Raw genomic sequence first — 22,715 nt, forward strand, 5'->3', positions numbered from 1 at the left:
GGCATTGCCCACCATTTCTTAATCAGTTACGCATTTAAAAGTCATATTGTAGGGTGCGTCAGATTTAGATATTTTCTTTTCTACATAGGCTTTACCGTCTGACGCACCCTACTCGTTAATAAGTGATTTAAATGCGTAACAGCTTAATTAATCAATTAAAATTAGGAAATCGAATCTGTGAGATTAGTTCCAGACCATTCCAAAGTATCACCGATTCTTTCGCCAGTGTGATAGGCAGCTAAGAGAACTTCGCTAGTTTTACCCCAGGCAATTGTACCAGAGCGATCGATCCCGATCGCCCCAAAATCCCGTTTATTCTTGGCACCTTCAGCAAAAGACTTTTCAAAAGCTTGCAGAAAAGACAAACCATCACTTACCCGAATCACAATTTTCGCTGCCAAACATTCATCGATGATATCCTCACCAATCCCAGTGCAACTAATCGCCGCTTGATTCGTGGCATAATTACCCGCAGGCATAGCCGAATCGCTAACTCTGCCGATACGTTCAAAACCCTTACCACCAGTCGAAGTGCCCGCGGCTAAATTTCCCTGACTATCAATAGCCACTACACCAATAGTGCCACGTCCCGCCTCACTATCAACCAAAGCCTTTTCCGCCACAACACCCGCAGCATCCTTAACAAAATTCTCATCCCGTTCCTGCATCCACTCTTGTAAACGGATATCAGTCAAAGGGTTGTAAATCGGAAACTGCAACTCGCGCAAAAGTTCTGCCGAACCATAATCTGAGAGTACGCGATCGTCAGAAGCCTGTAAAGACTCAGCCAACAAAACCGGATTCTGCACGCGAGAAACATTAATCACACCGCTAAAACGCTGCATTGCACCATTCATCAAAGACGCACTCATGCGAATTTGACCATCTGATTGTAAAACCGAACCCGTACCAGCATTAAACCGGGGGTCATCCTCCAACAAACGACAACCGCGAACCACAGCTGCGGTAGCACTTGCCCCCGTCAACAACATCGGGTAAACTTCCTCCAACACCTTGTAAAGAGACTTGCGGACAACCTCAACTCCTCCCTTACCCTTGAGAGAACTTCCCGCACCGCCATGAATAATAAGTTTAGGTTGCACCTGCTGCGCTGACATTACAATTAACCTCTCTAAAATTCTTCCTCTGTGTCCTCTGTGCCTCTGCGGTTTAATCTTCTTAACTAGAAGCTTGCGTGCGACGACGACGACAACGTTCTGAGCAATACTTCACATCATCCCAGCAATCGGCCCACTTTTTTCGCCAAGCAAAAGGTCTTTCACAAACAGGACAAATTTTTGTTGGTAAGTCGGATTTAGAACGTTGCTTTGCCATGCTAAGTTAACAGGGGACTGGGGATTGGGGACTGGGGATGAGGGAAAATTAAGTCTAAAATTTAAAATCGGAAATGGAAACAGTTTTAGCCGGAATCAAGATAGTTTTAGTTAGACCTTTGGGAGCGTTAAACGTGGGTTCTGTGGCGCGGGTGATGAAAAACATGGGGCTAACTCAGTTGGTGTTAGTGGAACCGCAATGCGATCATTTGGGGGAAGAGGGGCGGAAAATGGCATTACACGCGCTGGATGTTTTGCAGGGGGCGAGGGTAGTTGAGAGTATACCAGAAGCATTGGTGGGTTGCCAAAGAGCGATCGCCACTTCTGCCCGTTCCCGTCACTTATCCGTCGAACCAGAAAACCCCCGCACTGCCTTACCTTGGTTACTTGGCGCAGACTCATCCGCCTTAATTTTTGGCCCAGAAGACAAAGGTTTAGCCAACGAAGATTTAAAATATGCTCAAAGATTCGTGCGAATACCTTCCAGCCCAGCCTATCCTTCATTAAATTTGGCGCAAGCGGTAGCAGTTTGCTGTTACGAGCTTTACCAAAATTGCCTAGCCAACCCAGAAGTAGGAGAGGTAGAGTTAGAAGAAAAAACCAAGGAAAATCCAGCTGCCCCAATAGATGCTTTAGAAGGCTATTATCAGCAATTGGAAACCTTACTTTTAAGAATTGGTTATCTTTACCCTCACACTGCTGAAAGTCGCATGACCAAATTTCGCTTACTATTCAACCGTGCCCAACCTTCCGCCAACGAAGTCGCCATGCTCAAAGGCATCATCAGCCAAATGGAATGGGCTTTGTCGAATCGTCGTTAGGGACAGGGGGCAAAATTCTAAAAAATTCGGTAATGATTGTTATCGACAAGAGGCAAAATTAGTGTAAATTTCCTTTGTACTGATTTTCGCGCCGCATCATTTTCCCAAGAATTTGTATAGTGGAAGCGATCGGCTGCATTTTTTTGTTCTTGGTGGAATACTTTAAGAGGTGTCATTAGTGGCAGCTTTCGATAAACGGCCTAAGCGCCGCCAACGGCGACAGCAAACAAAACAACAGCAAGCACCACAACGGCAGCAACAGTCAGCCAAGACACCAAACAAGCGGTCTGGGTCATCTGGAGCTAGACAAATGCTGGACAACCAATCGTCAAGGGAACCCAGGTCAAATCAACCAAGGCAAAGGTCTACGGCGGCGAAGAGTGGGAACTGGTGGGAGAAACTATTTGAGCCAAATACCAAGCCGCCAGCTAGAAGAGTTCCGAAGGCTAATCCAAATTTGGACGAAATGAACACGCCTGCTCGTTACAGTTCAGTGACGGAATTCCGACCGAGAAACAATCCTAGCCTTCCTAATCTGCGGCAACGAGAGCGAAATTTAGAGATTATTCAGCCTCTCGGTAGACAGTCTCCGGTTTCTCGCAATGGTCGTTATGAGTTTCGGGAAAATGGTTATAAGTCTACATCCCGTCCGATTTCACCTTCGGGACGAAACAAACCCCGTCCTCAGAAGAAAAGACCGCTTTCCCCTTTGGTGTATGGTACAAGGTTGCTGATTTTGGGTATTGGGTTGGGGGTGTTTGTGGGTACGCTGTTGTCGATTTTAGACCCAGCAACAAGGCAACCTTCTGGGACTACTCCGACGGCACAAACTTCGCCAACTAATGGTGCGGTGGTCACTCCGGCTGCTCCTGATGCTGCCATACCGGGAAATTCGACAGGTTTTAATCTTACTCAAGAAATTTCTGGTTTAAAATCGCAGATTTCTACTATATCTGGGGAAAATCTGTTGTTTACGCCGGGGGTGTTTGCGATCGATCTAGAAACTGGTAACTATGTAGATGTGAATGGGGATAATTCTACGGCGGCGGCAAGTACGATTAAGGTGCCGATTTTGATTGCGTTTCTGCAAGATGTGGAAGCCGGAAAAATTAAATTGTCGGAAAAATTAACTCTGAAACCAGAAATGCGGGCTTCAGGTAGTGGTAATCTGCGGCATCAGAAAACTGGTACTGAGCACACGGCGGCGGAGGTGGTGACGCGGATGATTACCATTAGCGATAATACAGCTACTAACATGGCGATCGATCGCTTGGGTGGAATAGATACTTTAAATCAGCGGTTTCAAGAGTGGGGGTTAACGACAACTATGTTGCGTAATCCTTTACCAGATGTGAAAGGAACAAATACTAGTAGTCCGAAAGAGTTGGCGGTGTTGATGGCGCGAGTTATGCGGGGTGAGTTGCTGTCCGAGGCTTCGCGCAATATCATGATCGAAATTATGCAACGAACTGAAAATAACGAACTTTTGCCTAAAGGAATAGGTGAAGGTGCAAAAATCGCTCATAAAACTGGTAACATCGGTGCGATGTTGGCGGATGTGGGAATTGTCAATTTACCCTCTGGTAAAGCTTACGTAATTGCTGTGATGGTAAAACGTCCGCGTCGAGATGCCCAAGCCGAAAAAATTATTCAACAAATCTCTAGCACTACTTATGAGTACTTTAACCAAACTCCCCAAAATCCGCCGATCGATTCTCCATCATTAAGTCCCAATCAAGTTGATTTGCAGCCAAGAAGAATCTCGCCTACTAGGGCATTGTGGTTGCAAGGGGATTAGGGACTGGGAAGTTGTACGGTTTGGCTTAAAGATCGTTAAACTTGGCAATTTAGTCTAATTAAGTTACAGGATTCAATAAGGAGAATCATCTCTCAAAAGAGGGGTTTTTGTTAGGGTATTGATTTAATAACAATAAGAACTTTTTCTTGAGAAATTAAATCTTTTAGGCTTGGTTTTTTTCCGATTCAATCCATAGGGAGAGGCGAGAGCTTACTGTTAATTTCTAAGATTAAGAAGGGAAGTTTTTTGATTTTCATCAGGATTTAAGGCGTATCGACAAAATAAATCCTTACTTTTCCATCTTGTTATTTACATCTGAATAAGACCTATGTCTACTCTAACAACACAAACCCTCTTGCGACGATCGCTTTTCATACCTCTTGCTGCTCTATTAGCTCTTTCTACAGGCTGTCGCATTGAGCAAGAAAGAACAGGAAGATTACCGGATGTTGATGTTGAGGTAGAACCGGGAAGATTACCAAGGTATGATGTGGAAGGCCCTGATGTGAATGTCAGGACAGTTGAACGGACTGTTGTCGTGCCTCGCGTGGAAGTCGTACAGGAAAGAAGAACGGTTGAAGTTCCCTATATTGATGTTAATTTGCCCGGAGCAGAACGCAGGGAACAAACTTTAACGGCTACTGTCAGAGTTCCTTCTAGTGGGTACGATTTAGACATCCAAAATGTCTATATGGTGAATAATGAACTTTGGGTAGTTGCTCAGTTGCAAGAAGAAAATCCCAATGCACCAAAAGTTAACACAACGGTTGCCGATCGCATTGTCATTAATGCTCCCGAAATGCCTGTAAGATATTACATTATTGGCGATCGACTTAGTGGTAATGTCGGCGACAAATACAGGTTTATTAACAATCGCCAAGCAATTCAAAAGCAGTTAAGTTCGGGAAAACAATTGTATAGTCGTCCAGCAGTTTAGGAAGCTAGGCGATGAAAGTTTGTAGTGACGACTTTAGTCGTTTCTTTGCCAAAGGGAAGGACTGAAGTCCTCACAACGAACCTTGATCAGGAATTAATTAATTAGCCAAAAATTGATTACTGCTAAAGCGATTAGTAAACCGAAATGAGGTAAATTACTTAACCAAGGACGGTGGGTAATTCGGAGTAAGGGATAAACACTAAAAACTAAGGCTGAAAGTAGGGTTAAACCTTGAAGAAAAGCGGCTACATCTGGGCTCCAAGTTATTGTGGGTAAAGCTGCGCCACTGTAACCTAAAGTTCGGGCAAATACCGGGAGAACTTTTCCGGCTTCGGTAATTGCGGCTGGAATATAGTAGGCTAAGTTGGCGGCTAAGGTGAAGGGGAGATAGGCGTAAATTACGGTGAGATAATCGGGCATTTCTGGATCTTGCCATTGCGCGATCGCATGAGTACAATAAGTCAAAAATGTGGGAATGCTTAATAAGGCTATGACTACGGGAATTGAGATTAGTAAATGTTCGGAATCGATCGCTAAATCTGACCATCCTAACCAAGTTAAAATTTTCTGGGCATGGTGCATAAACACGCCGCCTAATAATAGTAATAGTAAGGCAACTTCGGCGGCAAAACCTCGATGATGATCGAGTAAATCTGAGGCGGGAAATCTTAGGTTTAGTTGGGCAGAACGGTTGGGACAACCTTTTAAACAACTCATGCACAACATACAATCTCGATTATCTGTGAGTTGTGCTGGGTGTGAATAAAGGGGACAACCTTCGGTTGCTTGTCCTTCGCTGGGGAGTGCTTCGCCAAATGCTAGAGTTGTAGTTTTGCTACCTTTATAACAACTAGAAGTTTGACATTGACTGCCACAAATTTGCTGAGTTGAGCGTAATTCTATCAGGGAAAGTTTGGCAAATAAACCATTCATTCCGCCAATCGGACAGAGGTGGCGACACCACAACCGACGTTCATAAATTAAACTAAAAATTACTGCTCCCGCTGTAATAATTGTCAGCAACCAAGCAGAAAGATAGGCTTTATGAGGTAAATCCCAAAGTTTTTCCCATAAATAAATTGCCACAAATCCAGCAAATAATATCCAAGCACCCCAACGATTTAACCATTTGTGATTCCAGGGAAGTTGCTGACGGGGAAATAACCATAAAGAGAAGCGTCGTAGCCATTCTCCTGTAATCATAAATGGGCAAACTGTACACCAAAAACGACCGATGTAGGCGAATAAAAATAGATACATCGGCCACCACCAAGCCCAAAATAAGTTTAAAGTAATACTACTATCTCGTGTTTGGGGGCCGAAAAATCCTAACAGTGTGGTGGGGACAAATATTGCCATCATAATTCCCCATAAACCTTCAGGATACCAACGACTTAGTAACAAGGGACGCAACCAAGGTATTTGATTTAATAAGTCAACGCGAAAGGCGTTTTTTTCTGATTGTACAGACCAAAATAATCTTTCGGGAATTTCGGTTTCTTCGGGGGCAGTGTTGAGAACGGCGCGATGGATAATTTCGGCGAGTTCGGTTAAGTTACCTGGATAGTTGTAACTTAATAAACGCCGCCAGTTGGCGCGGTTTAATTGTAAGGTTGGACGATTGTTTTCTCGGCAGAATTTCTCTAAAAAGTGTTGAGCAAATTCGGGAATGTCTGCTTTTCTTTGGACTAAGGGATGTAGCTTAATTTGAATGGTTTCTATTTCAGGAAATTCTAAGGGGTCGGGAGAAGCTAAAATTAATCTTACCCAAGATTGCAAGGGTTGTTCTGTATTAATGTCTGGCGAATTACTCTCTGTAGTTTCTGAATTAGGAAGAATATAACCAGTTTTGCAATAATGAATTAACCGATCGCGATCGCCACAAGTCAACAATTCTCCCCGATCGATTAATAAAGTTCCTCGTTCTAAAATAGCAATAATTCCCGATTGTTTTCCTGCTTTACCAAACAGAAGATCTGTATTAATTGTTCCATCTTCTCGATGGGGTAATTCGGCACAGTCGATTTCAATAAATGGTCGATCTGCTACTTCTGATTGAGCATGAATCATTCCTGCTAAAAATGTCTTACCTGTACCTGGGCGGGCTTGAAAAATTACAGGTTGGAGATTTTCTGCTGCTTGTTGGATTTGCTTAGCTAATTTTTGTGTGGCTTTACTATTACCTAAAATATTTTCGTCTTTAGGTACTGGTTGAATATAAGGTTGCCAACTTTGAATTTTCGTCTTTTCGTGGCAGATTTTTAAGGCAAATCTATTTAATTCATCGGCTAAAATAGCGTTAATTGTGGGAAAAATATCGGGATATTTAGCGGATAATTCTGTAAAGTCAATTAATGATAAAAATCCAATCTCACAGTTGGTTATAGCGATCGCCGTACTTTGATAAACTTCTGCCGAATCTTCTACTAAACTAGCATAGCCGAATAGTTCTCCTGGGTGATGATAGCGGATGATTGAATGCCCAATTGGGAGTAAATGAGCAATTTCCATTGTCCCAGATTTGAGCAAATAAAAGCCTACAGGAATCTGTCCTTTTTGATAAATTGGGGTTCCTGCTTCCACTGTAAAATACTGTAAGCAATGAACAATTTCTGTTAAAGTTTGTTGCGGTAACTTCATCCAAATTCGCTGGGAAGTCAGCCAGTTAACCCACTCTAAAACCAATTCTTGATTGACTAACTCAAGCTTCGGTTTTCCTGAGCCTAGCGGTAAGGTTTGTTCTGCCAAAGATTGCGTTAATTGTGGCTGCGATCGATGAACAGGAACAGTTTGGGTGTCCATCAGTAGTACCTCACGACTGTTAATTTTCTTGGCTTGATAGAGCGAATTCTGGCAGTATTTTCGATTTTCAGAAATTCCTAATCTAGATTTTAGCTCATCATCTCTCCTAGCGATTGTTACATAAACTGCTGTAGGCAAAGCTAACTTGAAAATAATTTGTAACAATTCATGAAAAAATATCTTTAAGTTTGCTGAGTTATTGCCACGGCAAAAAATTTATGGCAGCATTAATGATTAAACTTCTTGATAACATCAATTATGTTACCCAATTTCAGACGTTTTATCACGATTTATCGAGGTTACGAACGACCTTTCTGGGTATCGCAGATCTTGTTAGCGATCGCCAATCTTTTCACGTTGCTGATCCCATTAATGACGCAGAAACTAGTTGACGAAGGGTTACTAGGTGGCGATAAAGATGCCTTACAACAAAGTGTGTTATGGATGGTATTGTTTGCATTTTTAAGTGCGATTTTCACCATTGCAAATGCTTGGTATGCAGTGCAATTTGGCGAACATACAGCCCATGCAGTGCGGATGAAATTGTATCGCAAAATCCAAGAGTTCTCCTTTGGAAATTTAGATCAATTTCCCACTAGTGATTTGATGGTACGAATGACTAGCGATGTCAATGCCATCAAAGCAGCGGTACAACAAATAATTTTATCCCTAGCTCAAGCGCCTGTAATGTTTGTTGGGGCATTAATTCTAATTTATTTTAACAGCCCCAGCTTGATGTGGATTTTGTTAATTGTAATCCCCATTGTAATTGTTGTGCTGGCATTTTTCGTCACCAAAATGGGAACATTTTTTGAAATCCAACAGCAAAAACTTGACAAGTTAAATAGTGTTTTGCAAGAAGATTTAGCAGGTGTGAGAGTAGTTAAAGCTTTTGTACAAAATGAATATGAAAACCGTCGATACGATCGCGCCAATCGAGAATTTCGTAAAGCATCTTTGCACCCGATGCAATACGCTTCTTTCTTGCAACCCACATTGTATTTAATTATCAACTTAGCCATAGCTGGTGTACTTTGGTTTGGGGGAGTTTCCCTTACCCAAGGAGAAGTTACAGTCGGTGAAATTCTGGCTTTTACTCAATACTTAGCAACGATTTTAACTCCTCTAATTATATTAGCAGTAATTACACCGCAAATTACCGCAGCAGAAGCTTCAGCCGAAAGAATGTTTCAAGTCATGGATGCGATCCCAAATGTACCCAATTCACCGCATCCTTTGGGATTGGATATTGCGACTGCTAAAGGAGGTATTGTCTTTGAAAATGTTAGCTTTAGCTATCCGGTAATCACAAGCAAAAAAGCCGAAGACAATCATCAAAATCACTCATCTACATTGGTGCTAAAAAACATTAATTTAGTCATAGAACCGGGACAAACAGTGGCTTTTTTAGGAGCAACTGGATCGGGAAAATCTACTTTAGTCAACTTAATTCCTCGCTTTTATGATGTGACAAGTGGGCGGATCGTGATTGATGGTGTAGATGTGCGAAATATTCCCTTGGAAACTTTGCATGAATTAGTAGGAATTGCGTTGCAAGAATCAATTTTGTTTAGCGGAAAAGTGGGGGAAAATGTTTGTTATGGCAAGCCGGAAGCTACAGAAGATGAGATGGTTGCAGCCGCAACAGCCGCAGATGCTCACGGTTTTGTTAGCGCAATTCCTGAAGGTTATGATGCTAGAGTTGCTAGAAGGGGAACTAATTTCTCTGGGGGACAAAGACAGCGGTTATCGATCGCCCGTGCTCTAACTATCAAACCAAAAATTTTAATTCTTGATGATAGTACCAGCGCCTTAGATATGGCAACAGAAGCCCGCGTTCAAGAAGCTATTAAAAACATGATGGCAGATACCACAACTTTATTTGTGGCTCAACGTATTAGCACTGTAATTACTGCGGATAATATCTTCCTTTTAGACAATGGAGAAATAGTCGCTCAAGGTAATCACGAAACCTTACTTCGCAGCAATTCCTTGTATCAAGAAATCTACGAATCTCAACTCGGCAGTGTACCCGCTTAACCAAAATAATTCCCCAATCTAAAATCCAATGACTAAACCTTTTTTGCATCGTAAATTTCGCTCCAAAGCTGGAGAACCTCCCCAAGAATTTGCCGGACAAGTGTTTGTACGTTTGCTAGGTTATGTAACTCGCTACACTGGGCAAATTTTATTAGTAGTATTCCTGTTGTTAATCGGTACAGCATTAAATTTGTTGATTCCTTATTTTTTAGGTGAAGGACTCAACAATTTAAGCAGTTCACCGAACTTAAGAGTGCTGTTTAGTATTGTGGCATTAATGGCGATCGCAGCGATCGGAAGCTGGGTAGGCTTATTTTTGCAAGGGCTAATTTTAGCTAAAGTATTGCAACGAGCTTTGTATAACCTCAGACGCGATTTGTTTGAGCATATTCAAACCCTTTCTATTAATTTCTTCGATCGCCAACCAATCGGACAATTAATGAGCCGAGTTACCGATGATACCGAAGTAATTGCTTTGTTCTTTCGCAGTGGTTTAAATCTGTTATTGAGCGAAAGTATCAAGCTAGTTTTTATTGTGATTGCCATGTTTTGGCTAAACTGGAAATTAGCAGTTACAGCTTTGGTAATTTCGCCTTTAGTCATGGGATTCTTAGGCTTTATTAGTCGAGTATCTGGGCCAATCTTTGATAATTTACAACAACAAATTGGTGAATTAAATGGCTTGATGGAAGAAACAGTCAGTGGCGAAAAGGTAGTGATTGCTTATGGTCAGCAACAGGAAGCGATCGACAACTTTCAAGAAATAAGTTTAGCCGCAATGGAAGCGGGAATTAAAGCCCGATTTCTCGCCTTACTCAGTCGCCCCGTCACACTAGTTTTGACTAACTTAGATGTGGCATTAGTAGCCTTAATAGGCGGTTTGTTAGTATTAAATAATCAAGCCGATGTTGGGATAGTCGCCACCTTTTTACAATACACCAGACAATTTGCCATTCCCATCACCAACATTGCTAATACTTTAGACAGTTTGCTAGCAGCAATTTCATCAGCCGAAAGAGTCTTTGCTATTTTAGATGAAAAACCAGCAATTGTAGACAAACCTAACGCTTTTTCCATGCCACCAATTCAAGGTCAAGTTGTGTTTAAAGATGTAGACTTTAGCTATGTTCAAGGCAGACAAATTCTCAAACAAAATAACTTTACAGCTTTACCCGGTCAAAAAATTGGTTTGTGTGGGCCTACAGGTGCAGGAAAAAGCACAATTATCAACTTAATTACTCGTTATTATGACATTGACAAAGGCGATATTTCGATCGACGGACACAGCATTTATGATGTGCAAATAGAAAGTTTACGTCAACAAATTGGTATTGTATTACAGGAACCTTTCCTGTTTTCAGATACCGTAATGAATAACCTGCGCTACGCTAAATTAGACGCAACAGATGAAGAGTGTATTACCGCCGCAAAGCAGGCAAATGCTCACGAATTTATCTTGCGCTTACCTAACGGTTACGATACTCTTTTAACAGAGCGAGGTAGTAATTTAAGTCAAGGTCAAAGGCAGTTATTAACGATCGCTCGAATGATGGTAGCAAATCCTCGCTTAATAATTTTAGATGAAGCTACCAGCAATGTTGATACTCGCACGGAAGAGAAAATTCAACAAGCATTAAATCGATTAATGCAAGGACGCACAAGTTTTGTAATTGCTCACCGATTGAGTACAATTCGAGATGCCGATCGAATATTAGTAATTAAAGCTGGAGAAATCATTGAAAGCGGTACTCACGAAGAATTAATGGCAAAACATGAGTTCTATTATGACCTTTATATGAGTCAATTTAAAGGTAAGGTGAGTGCGATCGTCTAAAGTTCATTGTGGCGACTTGAGTTGTTCTTTTCTAAATTATAACGACTAAAGTCGCTAAGCTGTTACGCATTTAAATCACTTATTAACGAGTAGGGTGCGTCAGACGGTAAAGCTTTATGTAGAAAGGAAAATATCTAAATCTGACGCACCCTACAATATGACTTTTAAATGCGTAACAGCTTACTACGAACTGAGTTACGTATTTTAGGGAAAACGATCGTAACAAAATATTTATTAAACTAGTAGTTTTACTGTCTCGGATTAAATTTAAGAGTTGTAACCTAATTATTTTGATCCTCACGGGCATACTAAGTAAGAGTTAGTTGCACGACTCTCAATACTGTAAATAATTCCTTCAATAAAGGGAATTAAAAAAGTGTGAAAAAAGACGGAGAAGACGGAAATAGAGGAATCAACAATGACGAAAACTGCTAAAAGAATTGTCAAAGAACGAAGAGATTACAACGCTTGGGTTGCTACAGAAACATTAGAAGATTATTCTTTACGTTATGCGCCGAAATCATTTCGGAAATGGTCAGAATTCCTCGTAGCTAATACTGCCATAGGTGGAATTTCATTTTTAGCTTTAGAAGCGATCGGCGGTTCACTAGTTATTAATTATGGCTTTGCTAATTCCTGTTGGGCAATTCTCATTGTTGGGGCAATTATTTTCCTCGCAGGTTTACCGATTACTTACTACGCTGCTAAATACAATATTGACATAGACTTATTAACTAGAGGTGCAGGTTTTGGTTATATTGGCTCAACAATTACCTCGCTAATTTATGCTTCCTTTACTTTCATTTTCTTTGCTTTAGAAGCAGCAATTATGGCTCAGGCATTGAAACTTTATTTTCATTTACCTTTGTCAATTGGCTATTTAGTTTGTTCTTTAATCATTATTCCTTTGGTTTTTTACGGAGTTACCTTAATTAACAAATTGCAATTATGGACACAACCAATTTGGCTTTTATTAATGGTTTCTCCTTATATTTTTGTACTTTACAAAGAACCAAACGCTTTAAATAATTGGCTACATTTTGCCGGAAATTCACCAAGCGGCGCAGCTTTCGATCCGTTATTATTTGGCGCAGCAGCGACAGTTTCTTTTTCCTTAATTGCTCAATTAGGAGAACAGGTAGACTATTTAAGATTTCTGCCTACTGTGACTCAAGAAAATCGAGTTAAATGGTGGTTTGCGGTGATTTTGGCTGGCCCAGGTTGGATTATTTTAGGATGTGCAAAACAATTAGGCGGTGCTTTTTTAGCAACTTTAGCTATTAAAAATGGTGTGGATTTTTCGATCGCTAAAGAACCAATTCAAATGTATTTGGCAGGATTTGCCAATATCTTTTCCGATCCGGCTACAGTATTATTTGTTGCTACTTTGTTTGTGATTATTTCCCAAATTAAAATCAATGTTACTAATGCTTATGCGGGTTCTTTAGCTTGGTCAAACTTCTTTTCTAGGTTAACTCATAGCCATCCCGGAAGAGTAGTTTGGTTAATATTTAATGTGGCGATCGCACTCTTACTAATGGAGTTAGGAGTATTTGAAACTTTAGAGATAATCTTGGGGTTATACTCGAATATTGCGATCGCTTGGGTAGGCGCTGTAGTAGCCGATCTAATTATCAACAAACCCTTGGGTTTAAGTCCTTCTTACATTGAATTTAAACGAGCTTACCTCTATAATTTTAATCCGGTTGGTTTTGGGGCAATGGCGATCGCTTCAGGATTGGCAATTGTCGCTTTTATCGGCGCTTTTGGTAACTATGCTCAAGCTTATTCCCCTTTCATCGCCTTGGGTGTAGCATTTGTCCTTTCACCAATTATTGCCTTCATTACTAAAGGCAAATATTACATAGCTAGAGAAAACCTACATTGCCAAACTAGCGATATTAATTCATTAATAACTTGCTGCATTTGCGAACAGGAATATGAATTAGCAGACACCGCATTTTGTCCAGTTTATGATGGCCCAATTTGCTCATTATGTTGCAGTTTAGATGCCCATTGTCACGATAGTTGTAAAACCTCAGATAGCACAATTAAAAATCTTACTAATAGTATCTATCAACGAATATTAAACGGTAAACTCTCTCCTCAAAGTGGGTTAAGATTAATTAAATTTGGTGGCATATTTTCCCTAAATGCGGGATTAATTGCCGCAATTTTGGGACTAGTTTACTATCAGGGAGTGTTACATTCACCAGAAGTACCAGCAACAATTCATTACCTGATTCTGAAAATATTTCTTGTCTTATATGCTGCTTTATTAGTAGTTACTGGAATTGCTACTTGGTGGTTAGTTTTGAGTGAAGAAAGTCGGGAATTAGCCGAAGAAGAACTAGACAAACAAAATCAACTTTTGCAACAAGAAATTGCCGAACGCCAACAAGTAGAAGCAGCTTTACAAAAACTGACTCACGAGTTAGAAATTCGCGTCGAACAACGCACAGCTGAATTATCCCAAGCTTTGACTAGTTTACAACAAGCCCAAACTCAACTTGTGCAAAATGAAAAAATGTCTAGTTTAGGACAATTGGTAGCCGGAATTGCTCACGAAATTAATAACCCAATTAACTTTATACATGGCAACTTAGAACACGCCAGCGAATATGTTACGGGGTTACTTGAACTAGTAGAAACTTACGAAACCGAAATTCCTAATGTTTCCGCTAATATTCAGGAATTGAGTGAAGAAATTGAACTGGAATTTATTCAGGAAGATTTACCGAAGTTACTTTCTTCCATGCGAGTAGGGACGGAAAGAATTCGGGCAATTGTCTTATCTTTACGAAGCTTCTCGCGGATAGATGAAGCAGATGTGAAAGCTGTAGATCTTCATGAGGGAATAGATAGCACTTTAATGATTTTAGGACATCGCTTAAAAGCGAAATCAGAACGTCCAGCAATTCAAGTTATTAAAGAGTACGGCAATTTACCGCTAATAGAATGTTATGCTGGACAACTTAATCAGGTATTTATGAATATTTTAGTTAATGCTATTGATGCTATTGAAGAACAAAATATTCAGCGTTCTTTTGCAGATATTCGGGCTAATCCTAATCAAATTACAATTCGGACAAGTGTTTTAGAAACTGAAGATTTTGTCGAGATTTTAATTCAAGATAATGGCCCAGGAATGTCCGCAGAAGTTCAAGAAAAACTGTTTGATTATCAGTTTACTACCAAACCTATAGGTAAAGGTACAGGTTTAGGATTGTCTATTTGTCGCCAAATTGTAGCCGGAAAACATGGAGGAAGGTTAACTTGTAAGTCGGAGTTGGGGAAAGGTACAGAATTTACGATCGCAATTCCCATCCACCAATCTGCTAAAATTCTTGCAGCAGTTAATCAGAGTAATTCCTAACTCTTCTTCTGAGTAACTTGATCCGGTGCGTCACTGATGCACCCGACAAGTTTGCTTAGTTCGGTATGGGAATGGGGAGATTTATATGGTACAAATTATTACAACTCATTCCTTTCGGGGTGGAACTGGCAAAACTAATTTAACTGCAAATTTGGCAATAGCGATCGCCCTAAGCGGCAAAAGAGTTGCTATTTTAGATGCCGATCTTCAATCTCCCGGTATTCATAGCTTATTTTTTCCAGATCCCAAAAGTATTAATCAAACTTTGAATGATTATTTGTGGGGAAGAACTGACATTATCAACGCAGTTTATGATGTTAGTTACAGTTTAGGAATTAATCAAAATAATTCACTTTTTCTCATTCCCTCTAGCATCAATACTAATGAAATTGCTCGCATCTTAAGCGAAACATTTAATGTAACTCTCTTCAACGAAGGATGCCGCAAATTAATTTCGGAATTAAACTTAGATTACCTGCTAATTGATACTCATGCCGGAATTAGTAAAGAAACATTATTAGCGATCGCCATTTCCCACCTAGTAATTACCATTATCCGTCCCGATATTCAAGACTTACAAAGTCTTACAATTACCGTAGATGTTGCCCATCAAATAAAAGTTAATCAAATCCAAATACTAATTAATAAAACCCCCGTTGGTGTGAATTATTCCCAACTGCAACAAGAAGTAGAAACCACCTACGGTATCCCGGTAATTGGCATTCTTCCCCTAGCCGAAGAAATGACGCAATTAGGAAGTAAAGGAATTTTCAGCTTGCAACATCCCGATCGCATTTTCACCGAAAAATTTCATCAAATTGCCATGCAAATTATCAATCTCGGTGCAAGTTAAACTGATAGCAACAAAAAGCGATCGCCATAAATTGAGAACACAGTAACGGGCGCATTCAGCAAGCCCTAACTTAAGATTGTTTCAAAACCTGGTGGCGCGACAGTATGATTAACTCAAGGAAGCGTTGACAATAGGATTTTGGCAACAAAGCCCTCTCAACTACCTCGACAACCCCAAACTTACTCTATGGAGTCCTCCATGCCCCCTGAAACCAGCCCAGTTCAACCCGCAGTCCTGCTCACCATTATTGCTGAAACAGTGCTAAAAGATGCTATTGTCAGTTTGTTTAAAAGCAATAACGTCAGCGGCTACACAATTAATCAAGTGCAGGGTGAGGGTAGCCACGGCAGACGCTTAGGAGATATAGCAGGCTACAACACAAATATTGAAATCAAAACTATTGTGTCACTAGAAGTATCTGATTCTATCTTTTGGTCTATAAAAGACTATCAGGGTAAACACGCTTTAATAGCCTTCCGACAGAATGTAGAAAGTTTGATTAATTAACCTAGTTTGTGGATTTTCGATCGCTAACCCGTATTTCGCACCGCACCCCTTACCAACCACATTGTAAATACTAAAGTTTAGACTATCGCATCTACGGTGTGATAGTCTAAACTTTAGTATTTACTTAAATGCTAAAAACTGTCTCTAGCCCAAGGTTTAGGCAAAAGAGAATTGAGCAGTATTAACAGGAGAGATATTTAAGCCAATATTATCAGCACTCAATCCCGTAACATCGCGCAATTCTAACAAAGTTTCCCCAGTGCCAAATTCAGGAGTTCCACTGCTGCGACGGAACAAAGTATTGCTACCATTAACTACGACATCGATCGCATCAACTCCAGCAAACTGAAGTAAATCTCCTCCAGCACCTAATTTAAATTGATGCACAATATCACTACCATCACCATTGCCATAAATCACCGTATCAACATCAGAATCATCGCCCAAATAAAGGCGATCGTTTCCAGCATTGCCAATTAAAACATCAGCACCAACTCCCCCATCCAAAACATCATCACCATCACCACCACGCAAGATATCATCACCACTCAAACCAGTAATAGTATCATTACCACCTTGAGCGTTAACCACATCATTAGAATCGGCAATACCTGACACATTATTATCCAAATCATTCAGGAAATACACCTGATTTGCAGTTCCCAATTGAGTTGGCACAGAATCAGCATTTACCACATCAAAACTATCTTGAATTTGGGTATCGCCATCAAACAAAATATTACCAAGTTGACCGTAATTACCGCCCGGAGTTGACAGATTATCGAGATCTTCCAACTGGACATTTTCCAAAATCACCTGTGTATCGTCAATTCCGGCAAAACTCACACGCAAATTGTTTCCTTCTGGAGTCAACAACAGATTTTCTGCCGTGAATCCTTCCCCGATAAACTGAAGCGTATCAACTTCATTAACCACAGATTCCGGGGGATTTATACCCTGACCAATTCCAGTAAAATTAGTCACAGTATCCGTTCTGTCATTGCGCTCGAACAAAAAGGTATTTTGTCCAGCGTCACCTGTGCGGATATCGTCTTCCCATTGTCCAGTAATTACAGTTGTAAAAGAACCAAAAATTGGGTCGTTTAACTCGTCTCTATTAAAGCGAAAAGAGGAGTTTGTGTTCTCAAATGTTGTACCCCGACCGAAAGTAACGTTGGCACCATTTTGAATAAAAACACCACTTCCTGCACCAGTTCCTCTTTCAAAACCTTGTCCGCCAGTCGCACTATTACTTGAGAAAGAGCTAGCGTTGACATGAAGAGTGGCATCTTGGCGGACAAAAATGGCACCGCCCAAACCTCCACCGCCGCCGCCTTGTCCTGCTATACCTCCGCGACCGGGACTATCACCGATAAAGGTTGAACTACCATTCCCACCTGCTTGACCGGGGCCTCCATCTCCACCACCGACATTTCCAAAGGTCGTACCGCCAGCACTGCCAGCACCACCTGAACCGCCTCTACCCGTGCGTCCTAACAGCACATTGGCACCGCCGCCGCCGCCGCCGCCGCCAGCGCCACCGCCGCCGCCAAATCCGCCAGCGCCACCAGCGCCACCATTACCGCCATTTCCAGCGGGGAAAAGAGCACCGCTACCACCACCGCCGCCGCCGCCAGCGCCACCGCTGCCGCCACCAGAACCAAATCCGCCAATATTGCCCCCGAAAGCATCACTACCATTGCGTGAACCTATAGTGCTGCCTCCCCTTCCTCCACTGCCTCCGCTACCAGCGCCGCCAAACATAAGGGGATTCAAAAGAGTATTGTTGGCGTTCAATAACCCGCCGCTACCACCAATTAAGCCATTATTTCCGGTTCCAGAGTCATTGCCACCCCGTCCACCAGTACGACCAATGGTACCGTCACCGCCAATAGCTCGGTTTTGGCTAAAAATCACATCATCAACAGTAACGCGACCTTGGTTAATAAATAGTGCGCCCCCTAAGCCAGCGCCACCGCCGCCGCCATTAACACCGTCGCCACCTTCTGCCAAGCCATTGAGAAAAGTCATCTGACGGAAGGTAACATCTGCTCCGTTAATGGTGAAAATTTGCCGATTAAGTCCGTTGATGGCGGTGTTACGATTTTGTCCGATAAAATCAATGTCGTTTCCTCGTTCAAGAATTGGCAGAGAACTGGTAATAAAGACAGATTGTTGCAGTTCAATTCTGTCTCTTCCCGGTATTGTACCTGCGGCAATGATGGCTTCTCTTAAACTTAAAACTCCATCATTGGGATTAACAACATCGCTGATAGTATTAACGGTAAATGTTTGCATTGGATTGCTCCTGATTAAGTAGATTTATCCCGATGAAATTTCACCCAGTAGTTAGGGTGTAGCTGTGTGCAAAGTTTTCAAATCGTGAAAATTTAATGGGTTAGAGATCGGATTCAGTTATCTCAAATCTCTTTCTGTTCTTTTTATAGCCAAGGATGTTGTTAAGGATCGATACAGGAAAGTTAAGGAGTTTTTTTGGGGACTGGGGATTGGGGATTGGGGACTGGGTTTGATTAACATTTTATTTTTGCGTGAAAATGCGATCGCTTTGCGATTACGACTGAAGAAAATCCGCCTGCGAATCAATTCGCAGGCGGATTTTGGGACTGATGCAAGATCTCAGAAGTGTTGGGTTAAACTATTGTAATTTCTGTAGTGGTAACGCCAATTAATGTGGCTAAGATATCATCGCCTGTTTTTACTAAGGCATTGTTTCCTTCTAAAACTACATTTATCCGCGATGATGTTAAGCCGTTTGTTAGGTTAAGGCGATCGCTTTCTACAGCAAAATCTTGAATTGTATCGCTACCATTTCCCCGAATTAACACAAAAGTATCGTTACCATCGCCGCCATTTAAAGTATCGTCACCTCTACCACCAGAAATCAGATCGTCTCCGCTACCACCAAAAATTTGATCTGCACCATTTCCACCTAATAAAGTATCATTTCCGCCATTTCCCAAAAGGCGATCTTTGGCGTTTCCACCATCTAATAAATCGTCGCCATTGTTTCCTTCTAATGTTTGTTTGCCATTGCCACCATTTTGCACAGTTCCTACTTCTACGGTGACGCTGGCGGTAGCTGTTTCGCCGCTGCCATCATCAATAGTGTAATTGAAGTTTGCTGTGCCACTAAAACCCGAATTTGGGGTAAAAATTAAGGTATCATTTTCAATGGCGATCGTCCCATGAGGCGAATCTTCAACATTAATAATTGTCAGTGTATCCCCATTGGGATCGGAATCATTGGCTAAAACTGGGATTGTAACAGGAGTATTCAATCTAGTAGTTGCAAAATCATCTTCAGCAATGGGAGGATCGTTGATTACTAAACGTTCAATCGTTAAAGATAAATTATTACCAGATTGTTGAAGGGTGTAATCAAAATCAGAGGTATCGGTGGGAGTAAAGTTATTTAAATTAAGGGAATTGTTTAGATTACCAGATTGGAAAAATGCGATCGTTGCCGTTTCTCCCTCTTCTAGATCGTCTCTCAATCCATTTTCATTAATAGAAAATTGCAGATCGATTCCCCTTAATGTCGCGTCATCTGTAACATTCAAAATATCAAAATCTCCCCCATCCACACCGGAAAGGGAAATCGCCAATCTCCCTCCCGTAAAATTCAAATCTCCCTCAATTGAAAAAGTACCATTGGTATCAGCATTGCGTCCAAGACCGCCAGGGGAAAGAATACCCTCTGTTAATGATAAATTGCCAATAACATCACCTGTTCCCCGAATAGTTCCTGTGTTATTAAAAGTACCTGAATTATTGAATGTGCCAAAATTGCTGAAAGTACCTATGTTAATAAAACTACCTGTGTTGTTAATTGTGCCTTCATTCTCAAGTATATAGAAATTTTCCAAAGTGCCGGAATTTTCAATAGTCCCGTCTGAAAAATTTCCCAAAAATTCTGTATTTCTCAGCGAGTCTTGATTATTAATCAGACCGTCATTTGACAAATCACGAGAAGTGATTAGGAAATCGTAATTATTAATGATGCCTATGTTATCGAAAAATCCGGTATTGTCGATAGAACCAAAATTGTTAAAGATGCCAAAATTGTCTATGTCTCCTCCATTCTCAATGTCACCATTACTATCAATAGTTCCAAAATTCCTTAAATTACCTTGATTGTCAATCTCAGCAAATCTAGAAATGGTGTAAGTTACATTCTCGGCAATCTCAAGTGTTTCATCTTCTAAAATTACCAAATCAGGTAAATTTCCCAAGTTATGATTGAGAGTTTGATCGGTATCAATAATTGTTGTAGTCATGTTTTTAATCTCCTTTTTTACTTCATAAAATACCCCTACTTCTGAAGAGCGAGAAGCGGGGGTGAAATGGCAGATAGGTGCGATCGGGAAAATTAATTAATGAAAAAAGGAAGATTCAGCTACTAACAGAATTATGGCAAATAGGAAAGATGGGAAAAACAAGGAAGTTGCTAGTAGCTGAATAACTTAATGCACAGTACAAACTTTTTGCACAGAGGCAAGATTTTCGCTGTGTTGTTTTTCTCGCTCCATTGGCATGGTGATATAATCATTTAATAAATAAGTAGCACCCCGATATTTTAATTCGTGAATTGGGAATTTTACTGAGCAACTGTATTGTTTAATTTGATAGGAACTACCGCGATAATTTCCGGGGATTACATTTTCGATCGCAGGTAAAGAAGGAGCATTTACTGTGTAGCGAAGACCACGATAGTTGAGTTGCATGATTGATTTCTCCTAGAAGCAGCCTTGTTGTTTGCTACTCTATTTATAGAATTTGCTCCCTTTACAGTCGATACAGAAAAGTTATGGACTTACCTTGTGCAACTGAACTTAACTTTTCTCAAATCCTGTACTTTAAGCTATTGTAGAGACGTTGTATACAACGTCTCTACAAACAACGAGGATTTTTTTGGGAAATGTCTACTCAACGCGACTACTGAAGTAGCGTCGATAGAGTTCACAACTGGGGATGACTTGATTTCCTTGCAACTTAACTAAACCCATGCTATGTAGTTGAAAAGCTAATAACTGATCTAAATCTACGGGAGATGATGTTTTGACTACGCGATCGTAAGCTGTCGCTAATTGAGGATAATCTTGAAAGCTGCGTAAATGTCGATGCAAATGATTACAATAAATACCAGCGTCGGTAGGAGCAGTTTGTAAAAGTTCGCTTAAAGTAAGTTCTTGTCTAGCTAAACGATATAAAGCTTGCTGAACTAAAAAGGGATGTCCGCTGACAAGTTGCATTAATTCGGACAATTCTGCTGAGGATAAATTTAAACCATAACGTTGAACTAAATCAATTACTTGATTTTCGCTAAATTCTTTCAGTTCGATCGCTAATCCCACATTAAACGGCGACTTATTCACATCTAAAGGAATGTACACTTCTGTAGAATGAACGACAATTAAACGCAAATTTTGCCACAAAGGATTACCACTTTCGCCATAAGCAGCTTCTTCATACCAAGAACGTAACAAAGTGAAGAAATCATCGGCAATTTCCGGGTGCAGAAATACCTCATCAACTTGATCGAGTGCTAAAACCAAAATTCCATTAATTTCTGGGAGAATGCAATCTTCAAAATAGGCGGTACAATTACCTTTACTACCAAAAGTATCGCTCCAATATTCATCTACATGATCTAAGACTTGCAATTTGCGAGCAATTACGGTACAAAACCAACGTAAGAAGCGATCGAGATCTGTAAAAATTGCCTTATCTGCACGTTGCAAACTCAAAGCTACGATATTAACTGGAACATCAGCTGCTTGTTGTTTTGCATGAGCTAAAATTCGCACCATCAGAGAAGTTTTTCCCATTTGACTAGGCGCTTTAATCCGAATTAATGCACCCGATCGCATAACTTCTTCATAACAGCGAGACTCCACAGGCGGACGTTCTAAATAAAAAGTCGAATCTAAGGGTAAAAGTCCTATTGGCGGATCTAAATCTAAAGCCAAAATTTGGGGAATTTGACTTTTTTGAATCCCATGATTAATTTCTGCTTCCTTACTTTGTTGCTTTTCTAATTCCGCCTTTTTCCACTCGTCAGTTTCCTCAATATTTTTTTCTAAGCGATCGGCATTTTGGGTCAAAACAGCCATCAAATTAGTTTTACTAACCTTTTCACCCAAACTAGAAGAAAGCAATTGCCATAATTTCGGCCCTACATCATGCTTAATATATTCTGGAGCATAACCACAATCTTGAGCAATATCATCATACTTCTGACCTTGCCATGCACCGCGCAACACAGCAACTTCGATATTTCGCAAATGTCTAGCCGCTTGGGTAAAAACAGCTGCATCTGCAACCTTGAGAGCAACATCAAATGGGATGGGATCTTGAAGATTAACTTCTCGCATTTGCATCCAGTAATTGAG

At 40.8% G+C, this 22,715-nt stretch carries 16 protein-coding genes; 8 read left to right on the forward strand and 8 right to left on the reverse strand.

Going from position 1 to position 22,715, the window contains the following annotated elements; translation table 11 throughout:
* Window positions 1–161: 161 nt before the first annotated feature.
* Window positions 162–1,118, reverse strand: coding sequence for an isoaspartyl peptidase/L-asparaginase (locus ACE1B6_RS00630; RefSeq protein ID WP_413255296.1), 957 nt, complete (start codon window positions 1,116–1,118; stop codon window positions 162–164).
* A gap of 61 nt (window positions 1,119–1,179) precedes the next feature.
* Window positions 1,180–1,335, reverse strand: a complete 156-nt coding sequence (locus ACE1B6_RS00635) for a DUF2256 domain-containing protein (RefSeq protein ID WP_413255297.1) — start codon at window positions 1,333–1,335, stop codon at window positions 1,180–1,182.
* Between the two features lie 73 nt (window positions 1,336–1,408).
* On the opposite strand from ACE1B6_RS00635, the gene ACE1B6_RS00640 reads away from it, so the two are divergent.
* Complete coding sequence (locus tag ACE1B6_RS00640) at window positions 1,409–2,155, forward strand: RNA methyltransferase (RefSeq protein ID WP_413255298.1); 747 nt, start codon at window positions 1,409–1,411, stop codon at window positions 2,153–2,155.
* A 17-nt stretch (window positions 2,156–2,172) separates the two neighbouring features.
* Here the strand turns inward: ACE1B6_RS00640 and ACE1B6_RS00645 are convergent, their stop codons facing one another.
* The gene (locus ACE1B6_RS00645; RefSeq protein WP_413255299.1) at window positions 2,173–2,331 is read right to left on the reverse strand and encodes a hypothetical protein; all 159 of its coding nucleotides are present in this window, start codon (window positions 2,329–2,331) and stop codon (window positions 2,173–2,175) included.
* Window positions 2,332–2,333: 2 nt separating this feature from the next.
* On the opposite strand from ACE1B6_RS00645, the gene ACE1B6_RS00650 reads away from it, so the two are divergent.
* Window positions 2,334–3,953: a serine hydrolase gene (locus ACE1B6_RS00650; RefSeq protein ID WP_413255300.1), complete on the forward strand. Its 1,620-nt coding sequence runs from the start codon at window positions 2,334–2,336 to the stop codon at window positions 3,951–3,953.
* A 328-nt stretch (window positions 3,954–4,281) separates the two neighbouring features.
* Complete coding sequence (locus ACE1B6_RS00655) at window positions 4,282–4,890, forward strand: hypothetical protein (protein WP_413255301.1); 609 nt, start codon at window positions 4,282–4,284, stop codon at window positions 4,888–4,890.
* 93 nt (window positions 4,891–4,983) lie between these two features.
* On the opposite strand, the gene ACE1B6_RS00660 is transcribed toward ACE1B6_RS00655, so the two are convergent.
* On the reverse strand, window positions 4,984–7,692 hold the full coding sequence (locus tag ACE1B6_RS00660; RefSeq protein ID WP_413255302.1) for a cyclic nucleotide-binding domain-containing protein: 2,709 nt from the start codon (window positions 7,690–7,692) through the stop codon (window positions 4,984–4,986).
* 258 nt (window positions 7,693–7,950) lie between these two features.
* Here ACE1B6_RS00660 and ACE1B6_RS00665 point away from each other — a divergent pair, with 258 nt between their 5' ends.
* The 5 genes from ACE1B6_RS00665 (at window position 7,951) to ACE1B6_RS00685 (ending at window position 16,302) form a co-directional block, all read left to right on the forward strand.
* A complete protein-coding gene (locus ACE1B6_RS00665; RefSeq protein WP_413255303.1) occupies window positions 7,951–9,732 on the forward strand; it encodes an ABC transporter ATP-binding protein in 1,782 nt (593 codons plus the stop codon).
* A gap of 28 nt (window positions 9,733–9,760) precedes the next feature.
* Window positions 9,761–11,566 carry an ABC transporter ATP-binding protein gene (locus ACE1B6_RS00670; RefSeq protein ID WP_413255304.1) on the forward strand — a complete coding sequence of 602 codons (1,806 nt, stop codon included), beginning with the start codon at window positions 9,761–9,763 and terminating at the stop codon, window positions 11,564–11,566.
* Between the two features lie 418 nt (window positions 11,567–11,984).
* The gene (locus ACE1B6_RS00675) at window positions 11,985–14,942 is read left to right on the forward strand and encodes an ATP-binding protein (RefSeq protein WP_413255305.1); all 2,958 of its coding nucleotides are present in this window, start codon (window positions 11,985–11,987) and stop codon (window positions 14,940–14,942) included.
* 85 nt (window positions 14,943–15,027) lie between these two features.
* Complete coding sequence (locus ACE1B6_RS00680) at window positions 15,028–15,795, forward strand: MinD/ParA family ATP-binding protein (RefSeq protein WP_413255306.1); 768 nt, start codon at window positions 15,028–15,030, stop codon at window positions 15,793–15,795.
* A gap of 198 nt (window positions 15,796–15,993) precedes the next feature.
* Window positions 15,994–16,302, forward strand: a complete 309-nt coding sequence (locus tag ACE1B6_RS00685) for a P-II family nitrogen regulator (RefSeq protein WP_413255307.1) — start codon at window positions 15,994–15,996, stop codon at window positions 16,300–16,302.
* Between the two features lie 156 nt (window positions 16,303–16,458).
* Here the strand turns inward: ACE1B6_RS00685 and ACE1B6_RS00690 are convergent, their stop codons facing one another.
* The 4 genes from ACE1B6_RS00690 to ACE1B6_RS00705 form a co-directional block, all read right to left on the reverse strand.
* Complete coding sequence (locus ACE1B6_RS00690) at window positions 16,459–18,600, reverse strand: hypothetical protein (RefSeq protein ID WP_413255308.1); 2,142 nt, start codon at window positions 18,598–18,600, stop codon at window positions 16,459–16,461.
* 353 nt (window positions 18,601–18,953) lie between these two features.
* Window positions 18,954–20,600: an Ig-like domain-containing protein gene (locus tag ACE1B6_RS00695; RefSeq protein WP_413255309.1), complete on the reverse strand. Its 1,647-nt coding sequence runs from the start codon at window positions 20,598–20,600 to the stop codon at window positions 18,954–18,956.
* 186 nt (window positions 20,601–20,786) lie between these two features.
* Window positions 20,787–21,047, reverse strand: coding sequence for a DUF4278 domain-containing protein (locus tag ACE1B6_RS00700; RefSeq protein ID WP_413255310.1), 261 nt, complete (start codon window positions 21,045–21,047; stop codon window positions 20,787–20,789).
* A 198-nt stretch (window positions 21,048–21,245) separates the two neighbouring features.
* The gene (locus ACE1B6_RS00705; protein WP_413255311.1) at window positions 21,246–22,697 is read right to left on the reverse strand and encodes an AAA-like domain-containing protein; all 1,452 of its coding nucleotides are present in this window, start codon (window positions 22,695–22,697) and stop codon (window positions 21,246–21,248) included.
* Window positions 22,698–22,715 lie beyond the last annotated feature (18 nt).

It is taken from the genome of Floridaenema fluviatile BLCC-F154 (assembly GCF_041929135.1).
GTDB lineage: Bacteria > Cyanobacteriota > Cyanobacteriia > Cyanobacteriales > Aerosakkonemataceae > Floridanema > Floridanema fluviatile.